General features: G+C 53.9%; 16 protein-coding genes and 1 tRNA gene. 10 read left to right on the forward strand and 7 right to left on the reverse strand.

All coding sequences use genetic code 11. The features are described 5' to 3' along the window. Positions 1-163 precede the first annotated feature (163 nt). From MKZ15_RS08715 to MKZ15_RS08725, 3 genes are read left to right on the forward strand one after another with little or no spacing between them, the layout of a single operon-like run. The gene (locus tag MKZ15_RS08715) at positions 164-1,516 is read left to right on the forward strand and encodes an extracellular solute-binding protein (protein ID WP_339821253.1); all 1,353 of its coding nucleotides are present in this window, start codon (positions 164-166) and stop codon (positions 1,514-1,516) included. Beyond that, entirely contained in the window at positions 1,516-2,406 is an 891-nt protein-coding gene (locus MKZ15_RS08720; RefSeq protein WP_193415370.1) for a sugar ABC transporter permease, read from the forward strand. Before MKZ15_RS08715 ends, MKZ15_RS08720 begins: the two co-directional genes overlap by 1 nt. After that, positions 2,399-3,223, forward strand: a complete 825-nt coding sequence (locus MKZ15_RS08725) for a carbohydrate ABC transporter permease (protein ID WP_339822364.1) — start codon at positions 2,399-2,401, stop codon at positions 3,221-3,223. Before MKZ15_RS08720 ends, MKZ15_RS08725 begins: the two co-directional genes overlap by 8 nt. A gap of 14 nt (positions 3,224-3,237) precedes the next feature. Here the strand turns inward: MKZ15_RS08725 and MKZ15_RS08730 are convergent, their stop codons facing one another. Next, positions 3,238-4,536 carry an alpha-glucosidase/alpha-galactosidase gene (locus MKZ15_RS08730; protein WP_339821255.1) on the reverse strand — a complete coding sequence of 433 codons (1,299 nt, stop codon included), beginning with the start codon at positions 4,534-4,536 and terminating at the stop codon, positions 3,238-3,240. Positions 4,537-4,689: 153 nt separating this feature from the next. Here MKZ15_RS08730 and MKZ15_RS08735 point away from each other — a divergent pair, with 153 nt between their 5' ends. Further along, positions 4,690-5,550 carry an AraC family transcriptional regulator gene (locus MKZ15_RS08735; protein WP_213621865.1) on the forward strand — a complete coding sequence of 287 codons (861 nt, stop codon included), beginning with the start codon at positions 4,690-4,692 and terminating at the stop codon, positions 5,548-5,550. A 447-nt stretch (positions 5,551-5,997) separates the two neighbouring features. Here the strand turns inward: MKZ15_RS08735 and MKZ15_RS08740 are convergent, their stop codons facing one another. Beyond that, a complete protein-coding gene (locus tag MKZ15_RS08740) occupies positions 5,998-7,188 on the reverse strand; it encodes an ROK family protein (RefSeq protein ID WP_339821258.1) in 1,191 nt (396 codons plus the stop codon). 155 nt (positions 7,189-7,343) lie between these two features. On the opposite strand from MKZ15_RS08740, the gene MKZ15_RS08745 reads away from it, so the two are divergent. Then, positions 7,344-7,428: transfer RNA gene (locus MKZ15_RS08745), tRNA-Leu, on the forward strand. A 58-nt stretch (positions 7,429-7,486) separates the two neighbouring features. Here the strand turns inward: MKZ15_RS08745 and MKZ15_RS08750 are convergent. The 3 genes from MKZ15_RS08750 to MKZ15_RS08760 form a co-directional block, all read right to left on the reverse strand. Next, the gene (locus tag MKZ15_RS08750) at positions 7,487-8,389 is read right to left on the reverse strand and encodes a D-isomer specific 2-hydroxyacid dehydrogenase family protein (RefSeq protein ID WP_339821260.1); all 903 of its coding nucleotides are present in this window, start codon (positions 8,387-8,389) and stop codon (positions 7,487-7,489) included. Between the two features lie 120 nt (positions 8,390-8,509). Next, positions 8,510-8,770 (reverse strand): hypothetical protein, encoded by a 261-nt coding sequence (locus MKZ15_RS08755; RefSeq protein ID WP_339821262.1) that lies wholly within the window; start codon positions 8,768-8,770, stop codon positions 8,510-8,512. Positions 8,771-8,850: 80 nt separating this feature from the next. Next, entirely contained in the window at positions 8,851-9,489 is a 639-nt protein-coding gene (locus MKZ15_RS08760) for an HD domain-containing protein (RefSeq protein WP_193415040.1), read from the reverse strand. A 144-nt stretch (positions 9,490-9,633) separates the two neighbouring features. Between MKZ15_RS08760 and MKZ15_RS08765 the strand changes: the two genes are divergently transcribed. From MKZ15_RS08765 to MKZ15_RS08780, 4 genes are all read left to right on the forward strand, one after another. Further along, positions 9,634-10,527, forward strand: a complete 894-nt coding sequence (locus tag MKZ15_RS08765) for a LysR family transcriptional regulator (RefSeq protein ID WP_193415041.1) — start codon at positions 9,634-9,636, stop codon at positions 10,525-10,527. Between the two features lie 74 nt (positions 10,528-10,601). Further along, the gene (locus MKZ15_RS08770; RefSeq protein ID WP_339821264.1) at positions 10,602-11,579 is read left to right on the forward strand and encodes an aldo/keto reductase; all 978 of its coding nucleotides are present in this window, start codon (positions 10,602-10,604) and stop codon (positions 11,577-11,579) included. A 441-nt stretch (positions 11,580-12,020) separates the two neighbouring features. Beyond that, on the forward strand, positions 12,021-12,566 hold the full coding sequence (locus MKZ15_RS08775; protein ID WP_339821265.1) for a putative ABC transporter permease: 546 nt from the start codon (positions 12,021-12,023) through the stop codon (positions 12,564-12,566). Between the two features lie 14 nt (positions 12,567-12,580). Next, on the forward strand, positions 12,581-13,465 hold the full coding sequence (locus MKZ15_RS08780) for a divergent polysaccharide deacetylase family protein (RefSeq protein WP_244868357.1): 885 nt from the start codon (positions 12,581-12,583) through the stop codon (positions 13,463-13,465). On the opposite strand, the gene MKZ15_RS08785 is transcribed toward MKZ15_RS08780, so the two are convergent. Then, entirely contained in the window at positions 13,452-14,153 is a 702-nt protein-coding gene (locus tag MKZ15_RS08785; RefSeq protein ID WP_213621860.1) for an N-acetylmuramoyl-L-alanine amidase, read from the reverse strand. The genes MKZ15_RS08780 and MKZ15_RS08785 overlap by 14 nt on opposite strands. Before the next feature lie 168 nt (positions 14,154-14,321). Between MKZ15_RS08785 and MKZ15_RS08790 the strand changes: the two genes are divergently transcribed. Then, the gene (locus MKZ15_RS08790) at positions 14,322-14,549 is read left to right on the forward strand and encodes a YqzE family protein (RefSeq protein ID WP_213621859.1); all 228 of its coding nucleotides are present in this window, start codon (positions 14,322-14,324) and stop codon (positions 14,547-14,549) included. Between the two features lie 112 nt (positions 14,550-14,661). On the opposite strand, the gene MKZ15_RS08795 is transcribed toward MKZ15_RS08790, so the two are convergent. Continuing rightward, the gene (locus MKZ15_RS08795; protein ID WP_339821268.1) at positions 14,662-16,104 is read right to left on the reverse strand and encodes a PLP-dependent aminotransferase family protein; all 1,443 of its coding nucleotides are present in this window, start codon (positions 16,102-16,104) and stop codon (positions 14,662-14,664) included. Positions 16,105-16,134 lie beyond the last annotated feature (30 nt).

A 16,134-nucleotide genomic window follows, 5' to 3' on the forward strand; every position in this document is an offset into this window, starting at 1 on the left:
CAGTATCGTCTTGCGGTAAACTCGACATGGACAAGAAAATCACCAAACCGCACAAAGATATTCCTAACGGGCCGTTCCGCCGCAATGCTATCCTAAAAGCGATAAAAGGAAGCGCTTTCTTAATGAGGCGCTGCCCATCACGATAACAGGGGGATGAACCGAAATGAGAAAAAGCTTGATGCTATTGATGGTCAGTCTAGTGCTGACGCTGGTGGTGTCCGCTTGTTCCGGGAGTTCCGGAAACGCTGGCAATTCCGGCAACTCGGAGAGTACGGGGGACACTGCGGGTTCGACTGCAGGGAATGGCGGGGACGGCTCGAAAGGCGCTCAGGAGATCACCGTTTGGGCCTGGGATCCGAACTTTAATATCGCCGCATTAAATTTGGCCAAAGAAAGATATGAAGCGAAGCACACGGACGTCAAGGTGAACATCGTAGAATACGCGCAGGACGACATCGTCCAGAAGCTGAACACCGGGCTGAACTCAGGAACGACTAAAGGGCTGCCGAACATCGTGCTGATCGAGGATTATCGGGCCCAAAATTTCTTGCAGGCTTATCCCGATTCGTTTCGCGACATGTCCGATCTCATCAAACCGGAGGATTTCGCAGAGTACAAAATCGGACCGACGAGCTATAACGGCAAACAATACGGCGTACCGTTCGATTCCGGGGCTACGGCGCTTTACGTGCGAACGGATTACCTGGAGCAAGCGGGATATACCGTGGAGGATGTAACCAATATCGATTGGAACAAGTACATCGAAATCGGCAAGAAGGTCAAGGAAGTTACGGGCAAAGACATGCTGACTCAAGATCCCAATGACATCGGGCTAATCCGCGTGATGGCGCAGTCGGCAGGAACGTGGTACTTGAAGGAAGACGGTAAAACGCCAAATCTGGCGGACAATCCGGTGATCAAGGAAGCCCTCGAAACCTATAAAGCGATGTTCGACGCCAATATCGTGAAATTAAATTCGGACTGGAGCCAATTCCTGGCGGCGTTTAACAACGGAGATGTTGCGTCTGTCCCAACCGGCAACTGGATTACGCCGTCTGTTAAAGCGGAGGCTTCCCAATCCGGTAAATGGGCGGTCGTGCCGACGCCGAAGCTGGCGAATAGCGCAGCATCGGTGAACGCCTCGAATCTAGGGGGGAGCTCCTGGTATGTGATGAATATGGACGGTCAGGACGCGGCTGCGAATTTCCTGGCGGAAACCTTTGGCTCCGATAGCGAATTATATTCCCTGCTGCTGGAGAAAATCGGCGCGATCGGCTCGCTGAAGGCTGCATCCAGCGGAGCGGCTTACGATAAAGCCGACGAGTTCTTCGGCGGTCAGAAGATTTATGCCGATTTCGCCAAATGGACCGAAGAGGTGCCTAAGGTCAATTACGGCTTGCACACTTACGCAATCGATGACATTATGGCCATTGAAATCCAGAACTACTTGAATGGCAAAGACGTGGACAGCGTCATCCGCGACGCCCAGGCTCAAGCCGAATCTCAATTGCAATGATGAGAGCAACTGGCTCTGTTTTGCGCTGGAAGGCTTCCGCAGTCGGTTGGTTGTTTGTGACAGCAGCCGTGGTGCTGATCGCACTGTTTTACTTCTATCCGATGATCCAGGCATTGCTTCTGTCGCTGCAAACCGGTACGGGCTCGAACTTGACCTTTAACGGGCTGGGCAATTATCAGCGATTGTTTACGGACTCGATGTTTCTGACGGCGGTCAAGAATACGTTCATATACCTGATCGTACAGGTTCCGATCATGGTACTGCTGGCGTTAATCTTGTCCGTGATGTTAAATGACCGGAATTTGAAATGGAAGGGATTTTTCCGCACGGCGATCTTCCTGCCCTGCATCACTTCGCTTGTCGCTTATTCCGTTATTTTTAAATACCTGTTTGCGGGCGACGGTCTGGTCAATATGCTGCTGCTGCAATTGCACCTTGTGTCGGAACCGATTCCGTGGATTACCGATCCGTTTTGGGCTAAAATTACGATCATTATTGCGATTACCTGGAGATGGACGGGGTATAACATGATCTTTTACCTTTCGGCCATCCAGAACATCGATCCTTCGGTTTACGAAGCAGCCAAAATAGACGGAGCGTCGGCGAGCAAACAGTTTTTCCAAATCACGATTCCGCTCTTGAAACCGATTATTTTGTTTACTTCGATCACCTCGACGATTGGCACGTTGCAGCTATTCGACGAAGTAATGAACATCACGCAGGGGGGTCCGGGTAACGCGAGCTCGACGATCTCGCAATACATTTATAATTTGTCCTTCAAGTACGCAGCGAATTTCGGGTATGCGGCAACGGTGTCTTATTCCATCGTGGTGATGATTGTCATCTTGTCCATTGTACAATTTAAAGTGGCAGGTGATCGTGATGCATAGGGTGAAACGACTGTCTATGTACCTGTTCCTCACCATAGCGGCGTTTGTTTCGATCTTTCCGTTTCTATGGATGATCGTCAGCTCCACGAATCCATCGGTAGACGTGACCCGGGGCAAGCTGCTGCCAGGCTCCCACTTTATGGAGAACCTGCGCAGCTTGCTGGATTCCGTTGATATTTTGAATGCGCTCAAAAACTCGCTGACCGTCTCCGTCTCCACGACGTTACTTGCTATGCTGATCGCTTCGCTGGCCGGTTACGGTTTCGAGATCTACCGGAGCAAGGCGAAGGACATCGTATTTAACGTGCTATTGTTATCGATGATGCTGCCCTTTGCAGCCTTGATGGTGCCGCTTTACCGTATGTTCGGTCGAATCACCAACCTGGTTCCCTTGATTGGCATCGAAACGCTGGCCGCGGTTGTGCTCCCAACCATGACGACGGCGTTTCTGATCTTCTTCTTCCGGCAAAGCACGAAGATGTTCCCGAAAGAGCTGCTTGAAGCAGGCCGGATCGACGGCTTATCCGAGCTGGGGATGTTCTTCCGCGTATACGTGCCTACGATGAAAACGACCTATGCCGCGGCGGCGATTATCACGTTCATGAGCAGCTGGAACAATTACATGTGGCCGCTGATCGTGCTGCAAACGCCGCAGAAGCAGACCGTACCGCTGCTGATTTCAACGTTGGGCTCCAGCTATTCTCCGGATTACGGATTAATTATGCTGGCTATCGTCATTTCGACGCTCCCGACGGCCGTCGTCTTCTTCGTCATGCAGAAGCATTTCGTAGCCGGGATGATCGGATCGGTCAAATAGCAGAAGTTTTCCGTTTAGCGATAGGTCGGCAGCCAATCCCCATGGGCTTCGATGAGGTCATCACACATGGCGACCATGTCGTCGATGGACAACTCGGCCGAAGTGTGGGGGTCAAGCATGGCTGCATGGTAAATATGCTCTTTCTTGCCGGTGATCGCCGCTTCAATCGTCAAGAGCTGGGTATTGATGTTCGTCCGGTTTAAGGCGGCGCATTGCGGCGGCAGATTACCAACATAGGTTGGAGTTACGCCGCTGGCATCCACCAGGCAGGGGACTTCCACGCAGGCTTCCGCCGGGAGGTTGGGAATCAGTCCCGAATTCATCACGTTGCCGCCGATTTTGAACGGAACGTCGGTCTCGATGGCCTCCATGATATACGAAGCATACTCGTGAGAGCGTTCGTGCTTGAGCTCCTGGTTGCCAACGAGCTCCTCCCGCATGCGCTTCCAGTTGGAAATTTGCTCGACGCAGCGGCGCGGGTATTCGTCCAGCGGAATTTGGAAACGGTCGATGAGTTCAGGATAGTTCCGCTTGATGAAATAAGGATGGTATTCGGCATTATGCTCCGACGACTCCGTGATGTAATATCCGAATTTCAGCATCATTTCGAAGCGCACCATATCATGATGTGGTTGCTGCTGCTTCTCGGCCGCGAGGCGTTTAATTTCCGGGTAGAGGTCGACTCCATCTCGGGTCACCTCCAGCAGCCAGGCCATATGGTTAATGCCAGCGATTTTGGCTTGAACTCCGGTTTTGTCCATCCCTAAGCTATCGAACAAGCCGGGAATGCAAGCCTGCACGCTATGGCAAAGCCCGACAGTACGGACTTGGCCATACGTATTCATGACATTGGTCAGCACGGCCATGGGGTTTGTGTAATTCAAGAACAGGGCATCCGGGCACATTTCGCGGATATCGGCCGCAAAGTCCAGCATCGCCGGAATCGTCCGCAGGTTACGGAAAATCCCACCGATTCCCACCGTATCGGCGATTGTCTGGCGCAGCCCATACTTTTTCGGAATCTCAAAATCCGTTATGGTGCAAGGATCGTAGCCGCCGACCTGGATGGCGTTGATGACGTATTTCGCCCCTTTCAGCGCTTCCTTCCGGTTGGTGTAAGCTTTCACGACGCAGGTACTGCCGCTGCTGAGCTTCAAATGGTTCAGCATATTCTCCGAATCTTTCAGCCGCTGGAGATCGATATCGAATAAAGCGAGCTCGAAACCTTGCAAGGCTGGGGTTTGCATACAATCGCCCAGTACAATCTTGGCGAATACGGTGCTGCCAGCCCCGATAAATGTAATTTTGGACATGTCCTATCTCCTCCTTTTTCTTCCTCAATATAGCTCTCGCCCTGAAATAAAGGTATGGAGGAATGGAAGGGAAGTATGGAGGAATGTTGTATTTTGGTCTGCTATCCCTTACGCTAGGGAGAGCAGGCCAAAACGCTTATCTAGGGGGCAGTGATGATTCCCGAACATGACTTATTTGAAGTCCACATGAACCCCGATGACCGGGAACGGGATGTGACAGTCTTGTTTAGCGGGCAAGGCCGTCCCCATCCGAATCACCGCATCGGGCCGTCCGTGCACGATCATTATTTGCTGCACACGGTATTTGAGGGGAAAGGAACATATACCTGGGGCGGACGCATTTATTCCTGCGGGCCGGGGGACACCTTCGTCATTTTTCCGAACGGCTTGTTCACTTATGAAGCGGATTCCCGGCACCCGTGGCATTACGCCTGGGTCGCGTTAAAAGGACCAGGCGTCCTTCGGCAGTTAAAGGACGTCGGCATCACGCCGGATAAACCCGTCGTAAGCTCCAGGGAACCCGAGGAATTGCGGGAGCTTTACGCCCGTCTCCGCTCATCGTTTCGGCAATCTGACCACCCGCGTTTGGAGAACCTTGAGGCGACGGGCTGGATGACGCTTCTGCTTCACCATTTCGGATTGGCGAATCGGGACATCCTCCCCCGTGCCGCCGCGAAGGAGCCGGCGATGATCGACCGGCAGGTGGAGCAGGCGATCCGCTGGTTTCAGCTGCAGTACCCGCAGCAAATCGGCATTGAGGAGTTGTCCCGAAATCTCGGTTACCACCGGGCCCATTTGTTTAACGCCTTTAAGGCACGGACCGGACTGTCGCCCAAACAGTATTTGACGAAGGTGAGGATCGATAAAGCAAAGGAGTTGCTTACCGGCTCGTTAACCGTCGATCAAATCGCTTCCTCCGTTGGCTTTAACGATGCGTTGTACTTCTCGCGGCAGTTCAAGAAGTCCACCGGGATGTCCCCGAGCGAATACCGCAGCGGGATCGGGAAGGAATGAGAGCGTGTCGGTTCTCAACAACTTCCGGCGGTGCATAAGCAAAGGGTTCGTCCCGGAAGGTAAGTGGATCCGATCACGGAAATGTTGCATTTCGTGCAGGATTTGGGCGGGGAAACGGGCCTGTGAAGGTGAAATGTTGCATTTCCTGCAACAATTCCACCCCCAAACTGTCCTGCGGGGCCGGAATGTTGCATTTTGTGCAGGATTTTGGGGCGTATACGAAGGAATCGGCAAGAATGTTGCACTATCTGCAACATTCTTGCCGGTGACAGTACAGTGCACGTATGAATCAGAAATCAGGGGGCTTTCCCATGCCCATAATCTTCTGAAAGTTGGGCAACTCTGCCAACAATGAAAAATAATCGGCTAGGTGGGTTGATACCTGGCCGATTATTTTTATCATCAAGGGAACTTTTCAAATGGACCACCTTTGGGCCAATCTCTTTCTTAATCGATTGGCCAATGCTGCAGCACCATCAGCGCCGCCCCCGTAGCTACGGCAGTATCGGTCAGCTGACCTTGGGTAAACAGCGGGTTGTATTCGGGATAATGGTATGCATTTTTCTTCGCGATTTCGACTGCAATATCGAAGACAAGCGGGTGTGCGCTGACAAGCGGACCGCCCAGAACAACATATTCAGGGTGTAAGGCATTGATCAGATTGGCTAGTCCGGTTCCGAGGCAGACGGCCGTTTCCGTGAATTGTTCCATTACCAGTGGATCGTTCTGAGACAAGGCGTCGACTAGGGCGGCGAAGTTCACACGTTCCGGGGCTTCGCCTGACAACACGCTGAGGCGCCCGGCTATGAGCTCGGAGCGAACCCGCTCTTCAAGTGCGGGAACCGAAACGAAGGCCTCCAACGCTCCGGAGTTGCCTTTATTACGGAGCCTTGGTCCATCCATCTGAATGATCATTTGCCCGATGGCCCCTTCGGTATCGGCGGCACCTCGAAGAATCCGGCCCTCGGACATGGCGGCCGAGCGGATGTTTACGCCGGCATGCACGTATAAGGCGTGCCGAACGGTTTCGGATCGCAGCGCCCAGTGCTCACCGATGAGCGCCGTGTTGGCCCCGTTATCGAGCATGGCGGGAATCCCTAACCGCTCCTCGAGCATAGTGCAGATTGGAACGTGTCTCCAGGAGGGGGCGGGAAACCACTCGGGTTCGAGGATGATTCCGTTGCGATGATCCAGCGGGCCAACCGCACCGATGCCGATTCCCAGAATGTCGGCGGAAGTGATTCCGTGCTCCGTAAGAAACGCCTTCGCGGTATTGGCAACAGAGTCCGCCAGAACATCGGGTGTCATGCGATCGTCCATTTTCCAGCGGGCCTGTGACAAAGGGTTTAAATGCAGATCATATAGACCAAGTACGGAGTAGATCCGGGAGATTTCGAGCCCAAACACAAATCTGTGCTTCGGATTCGTCTGGAACAGGATCGGCTTTCGGCCGCCGGTCGAGCTCCCCAGCCCGGAGATGACGATTAGCCCCCGGGAGGTCATCTCCTCCAGTAAACGTGTCATGCTGCTGCTAGTAAGCGGAAACTCGCTCATCAGGTCGGCTTTGGAGACGGTGCCGAGGAACGAGATTCGATCATAGATTTGCTTCTTAATAAAAGGATTGGAATGAGTCAACATCGATAAGGCACTCCATTTCCAAGGTAATTCGTCGGGATATCCTTCAAGTATAACGGGAAGGAGGAGGGATTTCCAGAGATTCATTTATTGACTCTTCGATAAATAAATGATATTATATGATTCGTTGCTGCAAAACAATGCATCAACCGAGAAACGCGGTCGTGGCGGAATTGGCAGACGCGCACGGTTCAGGTCCGTGTGGGCTAACCCCCCGTGGAGGTTCGAGTCCTCTCGACCGCATCCTTAAGTAGAACAGCCTCGCAATTTGCTCTTCGGAGCGGTTGCGAGGCTGTTTTTTTTATTTACTCGTGTCCATATAACTCGTTAAATTGTCCAATGCCTTGCGAGATAATCTTCCTCTGGCTTCCCGGGTGAAACCTGACACTTTGGGAGTATAGATGATTTGGGGATAGCGGTGAAGCTCAGTTTTGAACTCCCCTGCACCGTCAGCGTCAAAGATCGCATAATTTCCGCTTGCTTGGATCCACTCCCGAAAGGCAGCGGCATCAAATGGCGCTCCGAGGGAGGTGTTCACCAGAATTTTGCCGTGGCCCAAAGCGGCGAAATCCTCAGGTCCGAGGAGATGGGTGTTTCTGGGCAAGTGCATGGAGATCATCTCCGAGGTATGCAGCAACTCGCGAAGCGGAGCATATTCAAACCCGGCTTGTTCGCAATCCGGTTTGCGGTTCCGGCTGAAATAACGGACTTGCATGCCGAAAGCGGAAGCCCGATGCGCCAAAATCTTGCCCGTCGCCCCCATCCCGATGATGCCCAGCTTGCGCTGCTGCAGCTCGACCGGTTCGCTTAGCCATTGGTGCGGGCCCAGACCTTTGAGCAAGCGGATGAGCTCGCTCATGACGAATTCGGCAACCCCTTCATCGCCATAATCACGAACTCCCCTTACCTCGATGCCATGCGCCCTCGCCGCGGCGATATCGACGTTGGCCGATCGCTCGTCATACAGGCTGCAGCACATGCCGATATACCGAATCGACGGGTGGTTTGCAATCAACTCCTGATCAATCCTCGTTCTCCAGGATACAAATACGCAATCCGCACCTTGGATTCTTCCCATTAACTCATCTTTGCTTTGCGGATCTTTATCAAACCGAATGATGGGTTGCTTCGAATAGTTTTGTAATTCTTCCAAAGCCCAGGCTTCGAGCCCAACGTTATCCGCGCAGGTGATTTGATTAAACATGATTTCAAGAAAACCTCCTTGATCAGACATCCCCGTCACAACTAGCATGTCCGGTGTTATCCTTAGTCCTTACCTTGTTCTACTATACCACGGAGAGCCCAGATCAAGAGCTTAGGAATCCTACCTTCCCGCGGTCGATAAGAGGATATTGGCCAACCGGCAGCCCATCGCCAATAGGCCGGCGGCATCAAACGGGGTGGGACCGATCGGCGGAAACCAGTCCTCGGGATCTTCCGTTTCGGATAGAGGACCCAAACCGCCGAGAAGGTCCCACGGCAAAACGTCATCCTCCCATTCCGACATGCCCGCTCGTTCCGCGAGCATTCGCAGTTCCGAAAGGTCCGTCTTAACGACTTCGGCCCCCTCCACTAGGGGCCACAACTGCGATTCCCCGCTTATCGAGACGTATTTCACCGCTTTAGCCGGGCTCTAGCTGATTTGTGACCGCCGCGGATTGCGATTTATTCCTTCCAAGGGGAGTGATGGATGCAGTCGCAAAAGTTCTTCCGTTGGAAGCCGGGGATCATGGCGGCGCACACATCGGCCTTAATATTCCCGAACGTGGTATCCGTTTTGTGCTTAAAGCCTTCAAAAAACGCAGGGATGATGCGGTTCTTGAAATCGTTGCGAGGAAAGGCGGCTACGATCTCTTGGCGGACCTCTTCCGAAATCCGTTCGAAATTCTCGCCCATCACGTCATAACCGACCCCGGAGTAGAGCAAGGCGACTTCGGGTTCTTTGTATTCGGCGACGCCGATGGTGGTATGCAGAGCGATTGCATCCCACACTAACCGGATGGATTCCTGCGGGACACCGCGGCTTCTCAGAAATTCGCGGGCTGCATTGGCGCCGTCCACTTCAAATCGTTTGTCCGGACTGCTGTAATGCGGGGTGAGGCCCAAATCGTGGAACAGGGCGCTGATGTAAAGCAATTCGGCGTCATAGTTCACGTTCGCTTGGTTCCCCTGTAGGGCGGCGAATAAAAATACGCGGTTCGAGTGGTTCCACAGCAGCTCGTCTCCGTATTCGCGCAGCAATTCGGCGGCTTCAAAAGCAAGCTTGCTGTCGGGGATTTTGATTTCGGCAATCGAATTCGGCATCATGGGTTCCTCCTAAATTTTCAATTCAATTCGTTTTCAGGATCATTGTATCGTTCAAAATTATCATTGATCAATATGATTGTTTCGATCATAATGATAGATAGATTAAATCATTATCCGTAAACCGGGGAGGATGAAGTTCATATGGAACTAAGACAACTGGAATGCTTCAAAGCGGTCTGCCAGGAGCTGCATTTTACGAAAGCGGCCGAACGCTTGAACATCTCGCAGCCGACCCTCAGTTATCAAATCAAGCTACTGGAGGACGAGTTAAGCGTCCCGTTGTTCAATCGGATCGGCAAAAAAATTACGATGACGCCGGCGGGTCATATTTTGCATAAATATAGCGCCGCTATTTTTAACTCATTGGCGGGGGTTCGCGAGGAAATTTCCGAGCTGCATCATCTGGAACGCGGCGAGTTGGCGGTGGCCGCGCTGATCGGGGAATTAAACGAACTCGTATCCGGGCTTCTTGGGGAATTCTACCCCCGGCATCCCCGCTTGCAGCTCAAATTGCTTGGGGTCGAAGACGTAATCGAGTACCTGGTGTCGGAGGAGGCCGATTTTGCGGTGACGATCCTGCCGCAGGAGGAGGACGAACGATTCGCTGCCATCCCCCTGTACAAGGAGGATTTCTATTTCGTCGCACCAGCTGCGCATCCTCTGGCCGGGCAAACCTCCATCGATTTCGAACGTATCGTGGAAGAGGCGGTGGTTATGTTTCCTCCGACGCATCGCTGCCGCCAATTGGTCGATGCGACTTGCGCAGTCAAAGGGTTTACGCTGCAACCCCAAATCGAAACGACCACTATCGACTCCTTGCTGCGACTCATCCGCTCCGGCGCAGGCGTAACCATCCTGTCCAAGACGCTGCTGGATATGTACGATTTGCGGGATTTGTGCCAACTCCCGTTGCGAAATCCCTGCCTGACCCGGGAGGTAGGGATCGTTCACCTGAAGGATAAATATCTTGGCGCGGCAGCACGGGAATTCATAGCGCTGATTCAAGAACGCGTTCGTACTTTGAAGGAAATTTAGGCGCAGGCGCCGGTTGCGTTATAATAAGAGAGTAGATAAGGATATTCAAATTGCGAGCGGAAGGGGAATGAAGCATGGAATATGTGAAGCTGGGACGAACCGGCCTTGAGGTATCGCGCATCTGCCTAGGTTGCATGAGCTACGGCGAACCGAACCGCGGGGCGCATCCTTGGTCGCTGAACGAGGAAGAAAGCCGTCCGTTTATCCGCAAGGCACTTGAGCTTGGCATTAATTTCTTCGATACGGCCAACGTGTACTCCGATGGGACCAGCGAAGAAATCGTCGGGCGAGCACTTAAAACGTTCGCCAACCGCGACGAGATCGTGATTGCCACCAAGGTCCATGGGCGAATGCGTCCCGGTCCGAACGGGGGAGGTTTGTCGCGCAAAGCGATCCTGGCGGAAATTGACCATAGCCTGAAACGTTTGGGGACGGACTACGTCGATCTGTATCAGATTCACCGCTGGGATCCCACGACGCCGATCGAAGAAACGATGGAGGCGCTCCATGATGTCGTCAAGGCTGGCAAGGCCCGTTATATCGGGGCTTCCTCGATGTATGCCTGGCAATTTCTTAAAGCACTGCATACTGCTGAGCGGCACGGATGGACCCGATTTGTCTCCATGCAAAATTACCTGAACCTGTTGTATCGCGAGGAAGAACGTGAGATGCTGCCGCTGTGCGAAGCGGAGAACATCGGTATCATTCCTTGGAGCCCGCTGGCTCGCGGCCGGTTAACCCGCGATTGGGATGAACAAAGTGAGCGTTCGCAAAGCGACCTGTTCGGCCAACGTCTGTTCGCGGCCACGGAGGGAGCTGACCGCAAGGTGGTCGAGCGCGTGGCTGAGGTCGCGGCTCAGCGCGGGGTGCCGCGCGCGCAAGTCGCCTTGGCCTGGGTGCTGCAGAAATCCCCGGTCACCGCGCCGATAGTGGGTGCGACCAAACCGCATCATCTCGAGGACGCGGTTGCCGCGGTGTCGCTTCGGTTAACGCCGGACGAAATTGCTCGACTGGAAGAACCGTATGTCCCCCATCCGGTGCTGGGAATGTAACGAGTTTTGGCCCATGGATGGCGAAGACAGACAACGGCATAACACAAGTAAAACCAGCCCTCACTGCTTGGTAGTGGGGGCTGGTTTTTGGTATGGGGCGGACACGGTAGCCCTGCTACGCCCGAATGGGTAAGGCATGGACTTCGCCGGCCTCGGAAGAGATAACGGTAAAAAATCACCTTATTTTCGGTGATATGGCTCTTTTTGAACAAATAGCGGTAAAAAATGGCCTTATTTCGGTTCGATAGGGACAAAACCGCCCCATTTGGGGCTCCTGCGGAGAAATAAGGCCATCAAATACCGCTATTTTGTTCAAAAGGGGCCTTTTCGCAGATGTAAGGGTATTTTTTACCTTTATTTGTGAGCTCTGGTGCGCAGCGGACCGTTTGCGCATGTTTCCGGACAGGGACAGTCATACTAGCAGAAAGGAGGATGGTGTTCATGACGGCGGGAGAACTCGGTTTTTATTTTCTGCTGTATTCACTCTTTGGCTGGCTGCTCGAAAATGTATACAGCCTGTTCACGCAGGGAGTGTTCTGGAAGGAGGGGTTCATGAAGGGCCCGTTTAAGCCGATGTACGGCGTAGCCCCGCTGCTTCTATTGATATTTTTGCAGGAGGGAGAAGGAGTACGCCCGCTGCTAGCGGCTCTATTATGTCTCATCATTCCAACCGTCGTTGAAGGGATCAGCGGATATTTGCTGTTCACGATGTTTGGGCGAAGATGGTGGGATTATTCTGGGCTACGGTTTCAGCTTGGCGGCCATGTCTGCCTGCGATTTTCACTGTATTGGGGACTTCTGTCGGCGGTGATGCTCAAAGTGCTGCACCCGCTGGTGGAACAAGCGTATCAAAGCATTTCCTCGGTGTGGTCCGTGGCTGGCCCGCTGCTATTGCTGTTGCTTGCGGCCGATCTGGTGTGGACTTGCCTGACGCGGCGACGGGAATTTCGGGGAAGCTTGATTTTAAATCCAAGTGGGGATGAGTAAAGGAGGAAGCGAATTTGACGATTTTCCGCAACCCGGTTCGATGGTTCCCGGTGCTGACTGTCAGTTGTTTGATCGCGCTGTTGTTGATGACACCCGGAAGCGGACGAGCTGCGCCGGTCGGCGCTGGAGGAGAGAAGACAGATCCGGCAGTGGATAGCAAACAACCAGTGTCTACCCACAAACTTGCGGTGATTATCGATGATTTTGGCAATCGGATGGACGGGACGGACGAAATGTTGGACTTGCCTGTGAAATTGACCGTTGCAGTCATGCCTTTCTTGGAAACCACTCAGGAGGATGCGCGACGGGCGCACGAGCACGGGCACGATGTGATTGTCCATTTGCCGATGGAGCCGAAGCAAGGAAGACCGGAGTGGCTGGGACCCGGGGCCATCCTCTCCAACATGACGGACGGGGAGATCCGTCGGCGGGTGGAAGCCGCGATTGAACAAGTGCCTTATGCCGTGGGTATGAACAACCATATGGGCTCGAAGGTAACCGGAGATGAGCGCGTGATGTCGGTGATTTTGGAGGTATGCCGGGAACGCGGTTTATTCTTCGTTGATAGCAAAACCAATTATTGGTCGGTCATTCCTCGCTTAAGCGAAGAGAAGGGACTGCCCCGGCTTGAAAATGACATTTTCCTGGACGATGTGGGCAGCGTGGAGCACGTCTCGGGTCAACTGCGGCAAGTCCTTGCCTTGTTGAAGAAGGAGAACCGAGGCAGCTGTGTAACCATTGGGCATGTGGGTGTACAAGGCAAGAAAACAGCGGCTGCATTGAGAAAAAATATCCCGATGCTGCAGGCGGAAGGCATCCATTTCATCGGAATCAGCGAATTGGCGCGGGAACAAATTAGTCCCGGCGTGAAGCCGGGACCGGGGTTTACATTACCGTAAAATATTCGGAGATGCCTCGATACAACGCTTCGGCAATCCTCTGCTGACCGCGCCCGTTCGTGAGAATGGCGCGGTCTTCGGTATTGCTGAGAAATCCCGTCTCCACAATGACGGCGGGGCAATCGATATGGTTCAGCAAATAAAACGGCTTCCCGTGTTCCGGAACTCGAGCTGCTTCCAACTGATAGAACCTTTCCAGTGACCGTTGGATCGAGTCTGCTAGTACCACGCTTCGTCCTTCGTTCTGATGGAGTACAAGCGGACCGCGTTTCGATTTATTCCGTCCCCAGTTGACATGCAGGCTGACGACGATCGAAGCGGGCAACTGCTCGCTAAGTTCCTTACGCTGGGCAAGGTCCCGCAGGTGCCGTGAGCGGCTGTGAAGCCAGCGATTGTCGTCGCTTAGGGCATAATCCCCCGTCCGGTTGAGTATTGCGCGGTAGCCGTGGCTTCTCAGGACGACATAAAGCCGCCGCCCAATTTCGAGATTGATATCCTTCTCGAGAATCTGTTCGTAAGACGTTCCCCCGTCAATCCCTCCGTGACCGGCATCGATCAGAATCACCGGTTCGGGGAAGGCATGTCGAAGATCCTTACCTTCGTCAGCCGCTGCCGGGGCGATCCCCCAACCGAATGCTATGGGGATCGAACTCATTATGGCTAGCAGGCATCGTGTAATCTTTCCCATGTGTCTCACCTTTCGGGCTTTTCTACCTCTATAGAGTGAGCCAGCGGAAGGAAAATCATGCATTGGCGATTTGCCGGTAGCCATGGGGTTGTACGGGTTTAATGCGGTGCGATTCGGCACAAACTAGAGCTAACGAAGAACGACTAAGCTGGAAAGGAGCTATCTCCAATGGCGAAAGGCGACGAGTTGGTCAAATACATCACGGAGCGGGTGGTGGATTACGTGGAAACGCCGCGGGAAGTCCGCCGTGAGCGCTCGAAGGTCAAGGAACCGTGGAGCCGGCGATGGTTCGGGATGATCCCGTTCTCCATCTCCCTGTGGGCCGAGCAGATTCCCAAACCGAAGAAGAAGGAATCCCGGGGGAAAGAGCATCCCTCCCGTTCCCGCGGAGTGTGACTTGGCCGAGCCTCAAGCGAAATCAGCCGTCTTCCGTCCCGCAAGGGAGAAGGCGGCTGTTTTTTCAGGTTTGCCCGGGTATCGAATTCGTTCCCATCATTCATCGCGTGCTTCATTCGCTTTGCACCAGCTCCTCGGCCAAGCGGACCAGCAGGTGAACGCCTTCTTGAATCCGCGCTTCATTCATGAACGAATAGCTGAGCCGGATTTGGTCGTTCATTTCACCCATGGGATCGCAGATCGTTCCGGGGACGAACGTTAACCCACGGCGGATGCTTTCGGTCAGGAGCCGGTTGGCGTTTAGCCCGTCAGGGAGGTGGACCCACAGATTCAAGCCGCCTTGCGGACGGAACCACTGCCAGCCTGTACCTGAAGCGAGCGCTTGCTCCATCACGTCCCGGCGAATTTGTAGCGCCGTACGAAGCTTCTCCAGGTGCAGCTGCAGCCGTACCGACTCGAAGCAGTGCTGGAACAGCTTCTGGTTGACGAGCGGCGTCCCGTTGTCGGCCAGCGACTTGGCGGTCAGCAGCGGAACCATCGCGGCTGCTCGCGCGGCAACGGCGCAGATGCGCAGACCAGGCGCCAAGTACTTGCTGAAGCTGCGCAGGTAGACGACCCAGCCTTCCGTATCGTAGGAATAGAGCGGCGGGGGAGGCGGTGCGTCGAAGTAAACGTCATGAACTGCGTCATCCTCGACGATCAAGCAACCGTAGCGCTCCGCCAGTTCAACCAGTTGCTTGCGTTGGACGGCCGGCACCGTGTATCCCGTCGGATTGTGAAAGGTCGGGTTCATATAAAACATCCGGGGTTTATGGCGTTTCAGGTAAGCTTCGACAACGTCCAGGTCATACCCGTCCCTGCGAATCTCCACGGGTAAGAGACGAGCGCCCCTCTGACGGAAGCAGTCAAGCGCCGAGCTGTAGGTTGGGCGTTCCACCAGGACATGGTCCATGGGACGAAGATAAACGCCAGCCAGCAGGTCGATCGCTTGCTGGCCGCCGGTCGTGATCAGCAGTTCGTCGGGGGAGACCTGAAGCTTATTTTTCCGCTGCAAATCTGCACTGAGGAGCTCCCGCAGCTCCTCGTCTCCTTGGACAGAGGAGTAAGTGCCAAGCAGCTTGGGATAGCGGTCGAATACCTGCTTCACGTGGTCTGAAAGGAACAGGTTCGGCAGCAGGTTCGGATCGATGAGCGCCTGGGAGAACGAATAGTCGGCCGGAATGCGGTGGATCTCGCTCAGGGCATTTTGCAGACGTCCGGCCTCGTGTCGGGGGGCGGTAGCAGACGCATATCCGCCTGCTCCAGCGGGTTCTTCATAGGGTGTGCCTTCGGAAACGTAATAACCGGATTTTTCCTTCACGTAAACGATCCCATGCTCCTTCAGCAACCCGTATGCCCGGAATACGGTTAACCGATGGAGCTGCAGTTCCCCGGCCAACGCACGCACGGAAGGCAGCTTGTCGTGCGCCTTCCAGTCCCCCCGGCGAATCCGGTTCAAGATATAATCATAAGCTTGCGTATAGAGGATCTTCCCGGGCTCTGCCCTTTTCGTCATCGGGTACATCGCCTTCCCTTCTTGCAACAC

Origin of the sequence: Paenibacillus sp. FSL R7-0216, assembly GCF_037969915.1 — a bacterium.
Taxonomy (GTDB): Bacteria; Bacillota; Bacilli; order Paenibacillales; family Paenibacillaceae; genus Fontibacillus; species Fontibacillus rhizolycopersici.

Bases quoted from the DNA above. Each gene is read 5' to 3' on its own strand.
- MKZ15_RS08715 (WP_339821253.1), top strand. From the start codon at position 164: ATGAGAAAAAGCTTGATGCTATTGATGGTCAGTCTAGTGCTGACGCTG.
- MKZ15_RS08720 (WP_193415370.1), top strand. From the start codon at position 1,516: ATGAGAGCAACTGGCTCTGTTTTGCGCTGGAAGGCTTCCGCAGTCGGT.
- MKZ15_RS08725 (WP_339822364.1), top strand. From the start codon at position 2,399: ATGCATAGGGTGAAACGACTGTCTATGTACCTGTTCCTCACCATAGCG.
- MKZ15_RS08730 (WP_339821255.1), bottom strand. From the start codon at position 4,536: ATGTCCAAAATTACATTTATCGGGGCTGGCAGCACCGTATTCGCCAAG.
- MKZ15_RS08735 (WP_213621865.1), top strand. From the start codon at position 4,690: ATGATTCCCGAACATGACTTATTTGAAGTCCACATGAACCCCGATGAC.
- MKZ15_RS08740 (WP_339821258.1), bottom strand. From the start codon at position 7,188: ATGTTGACTCATTCCAATCCTTTTATTAAGAAGCAAATCTATGATCGA.
- MKZ15_RS08750 (WP_339821260.1), bottom strand. From the start codon at position 8,389: ATGTTTAATCAAATCACCTGCGCGGATAACGTTGGGCTCGAAGCCTGG.
- MKZ15_RS08760 (WP_193415040.1), bottom strand. From the start codon at position 9,489: ATGCCGAATTCGATTGCCGAAATCAAAATCCCCGACAGCAAGCTTGCT.
- MKZ15_RS08765 (WP_193415041.1), top strand. From the start codon at position 9,634: ATGGAACTAAGACAACTGGAATGCTTCAAAGCGGTCTGCCAGGAGCTG.
- MKZ15_RS08770 (WP_339821264.1), top strand. From the start codon at position 10,602: ATGGAATATGTGAAGCTGGGACGAACCGGCCTTGAGGTATCGCGCATC.
- MKZ15_RS08775 (WP_339821265.1), top strand. From the start codon at position 12,021: ATGACGGCGGGAGAACTCGGTTTTTATTTTCTGCTGTATTCACTCTTT.
- MKZ15_RS08785 (WP_213621860.1), bottom strand. From the start codon at position 14,153: ATGGGAAAGATTACACGATGCCTGCTAGCCATAATGAGTTCGATCCCC.
- MKZ15_RS08790 (WP_213621859.1), top strand. From the start codon at position 14,322: ATGGCGAAAGGCGACGAGTTGGTCAAATACATCACGGAGCGGGTGGTG.
- MKZ15_RS08795 (WP_339821268.1), bottom strand. From the start codon at position 16,104: ATGACGAAAAGGGCAGAGCCCGGGAAGATCCTCTATACGCAAGCTTAT.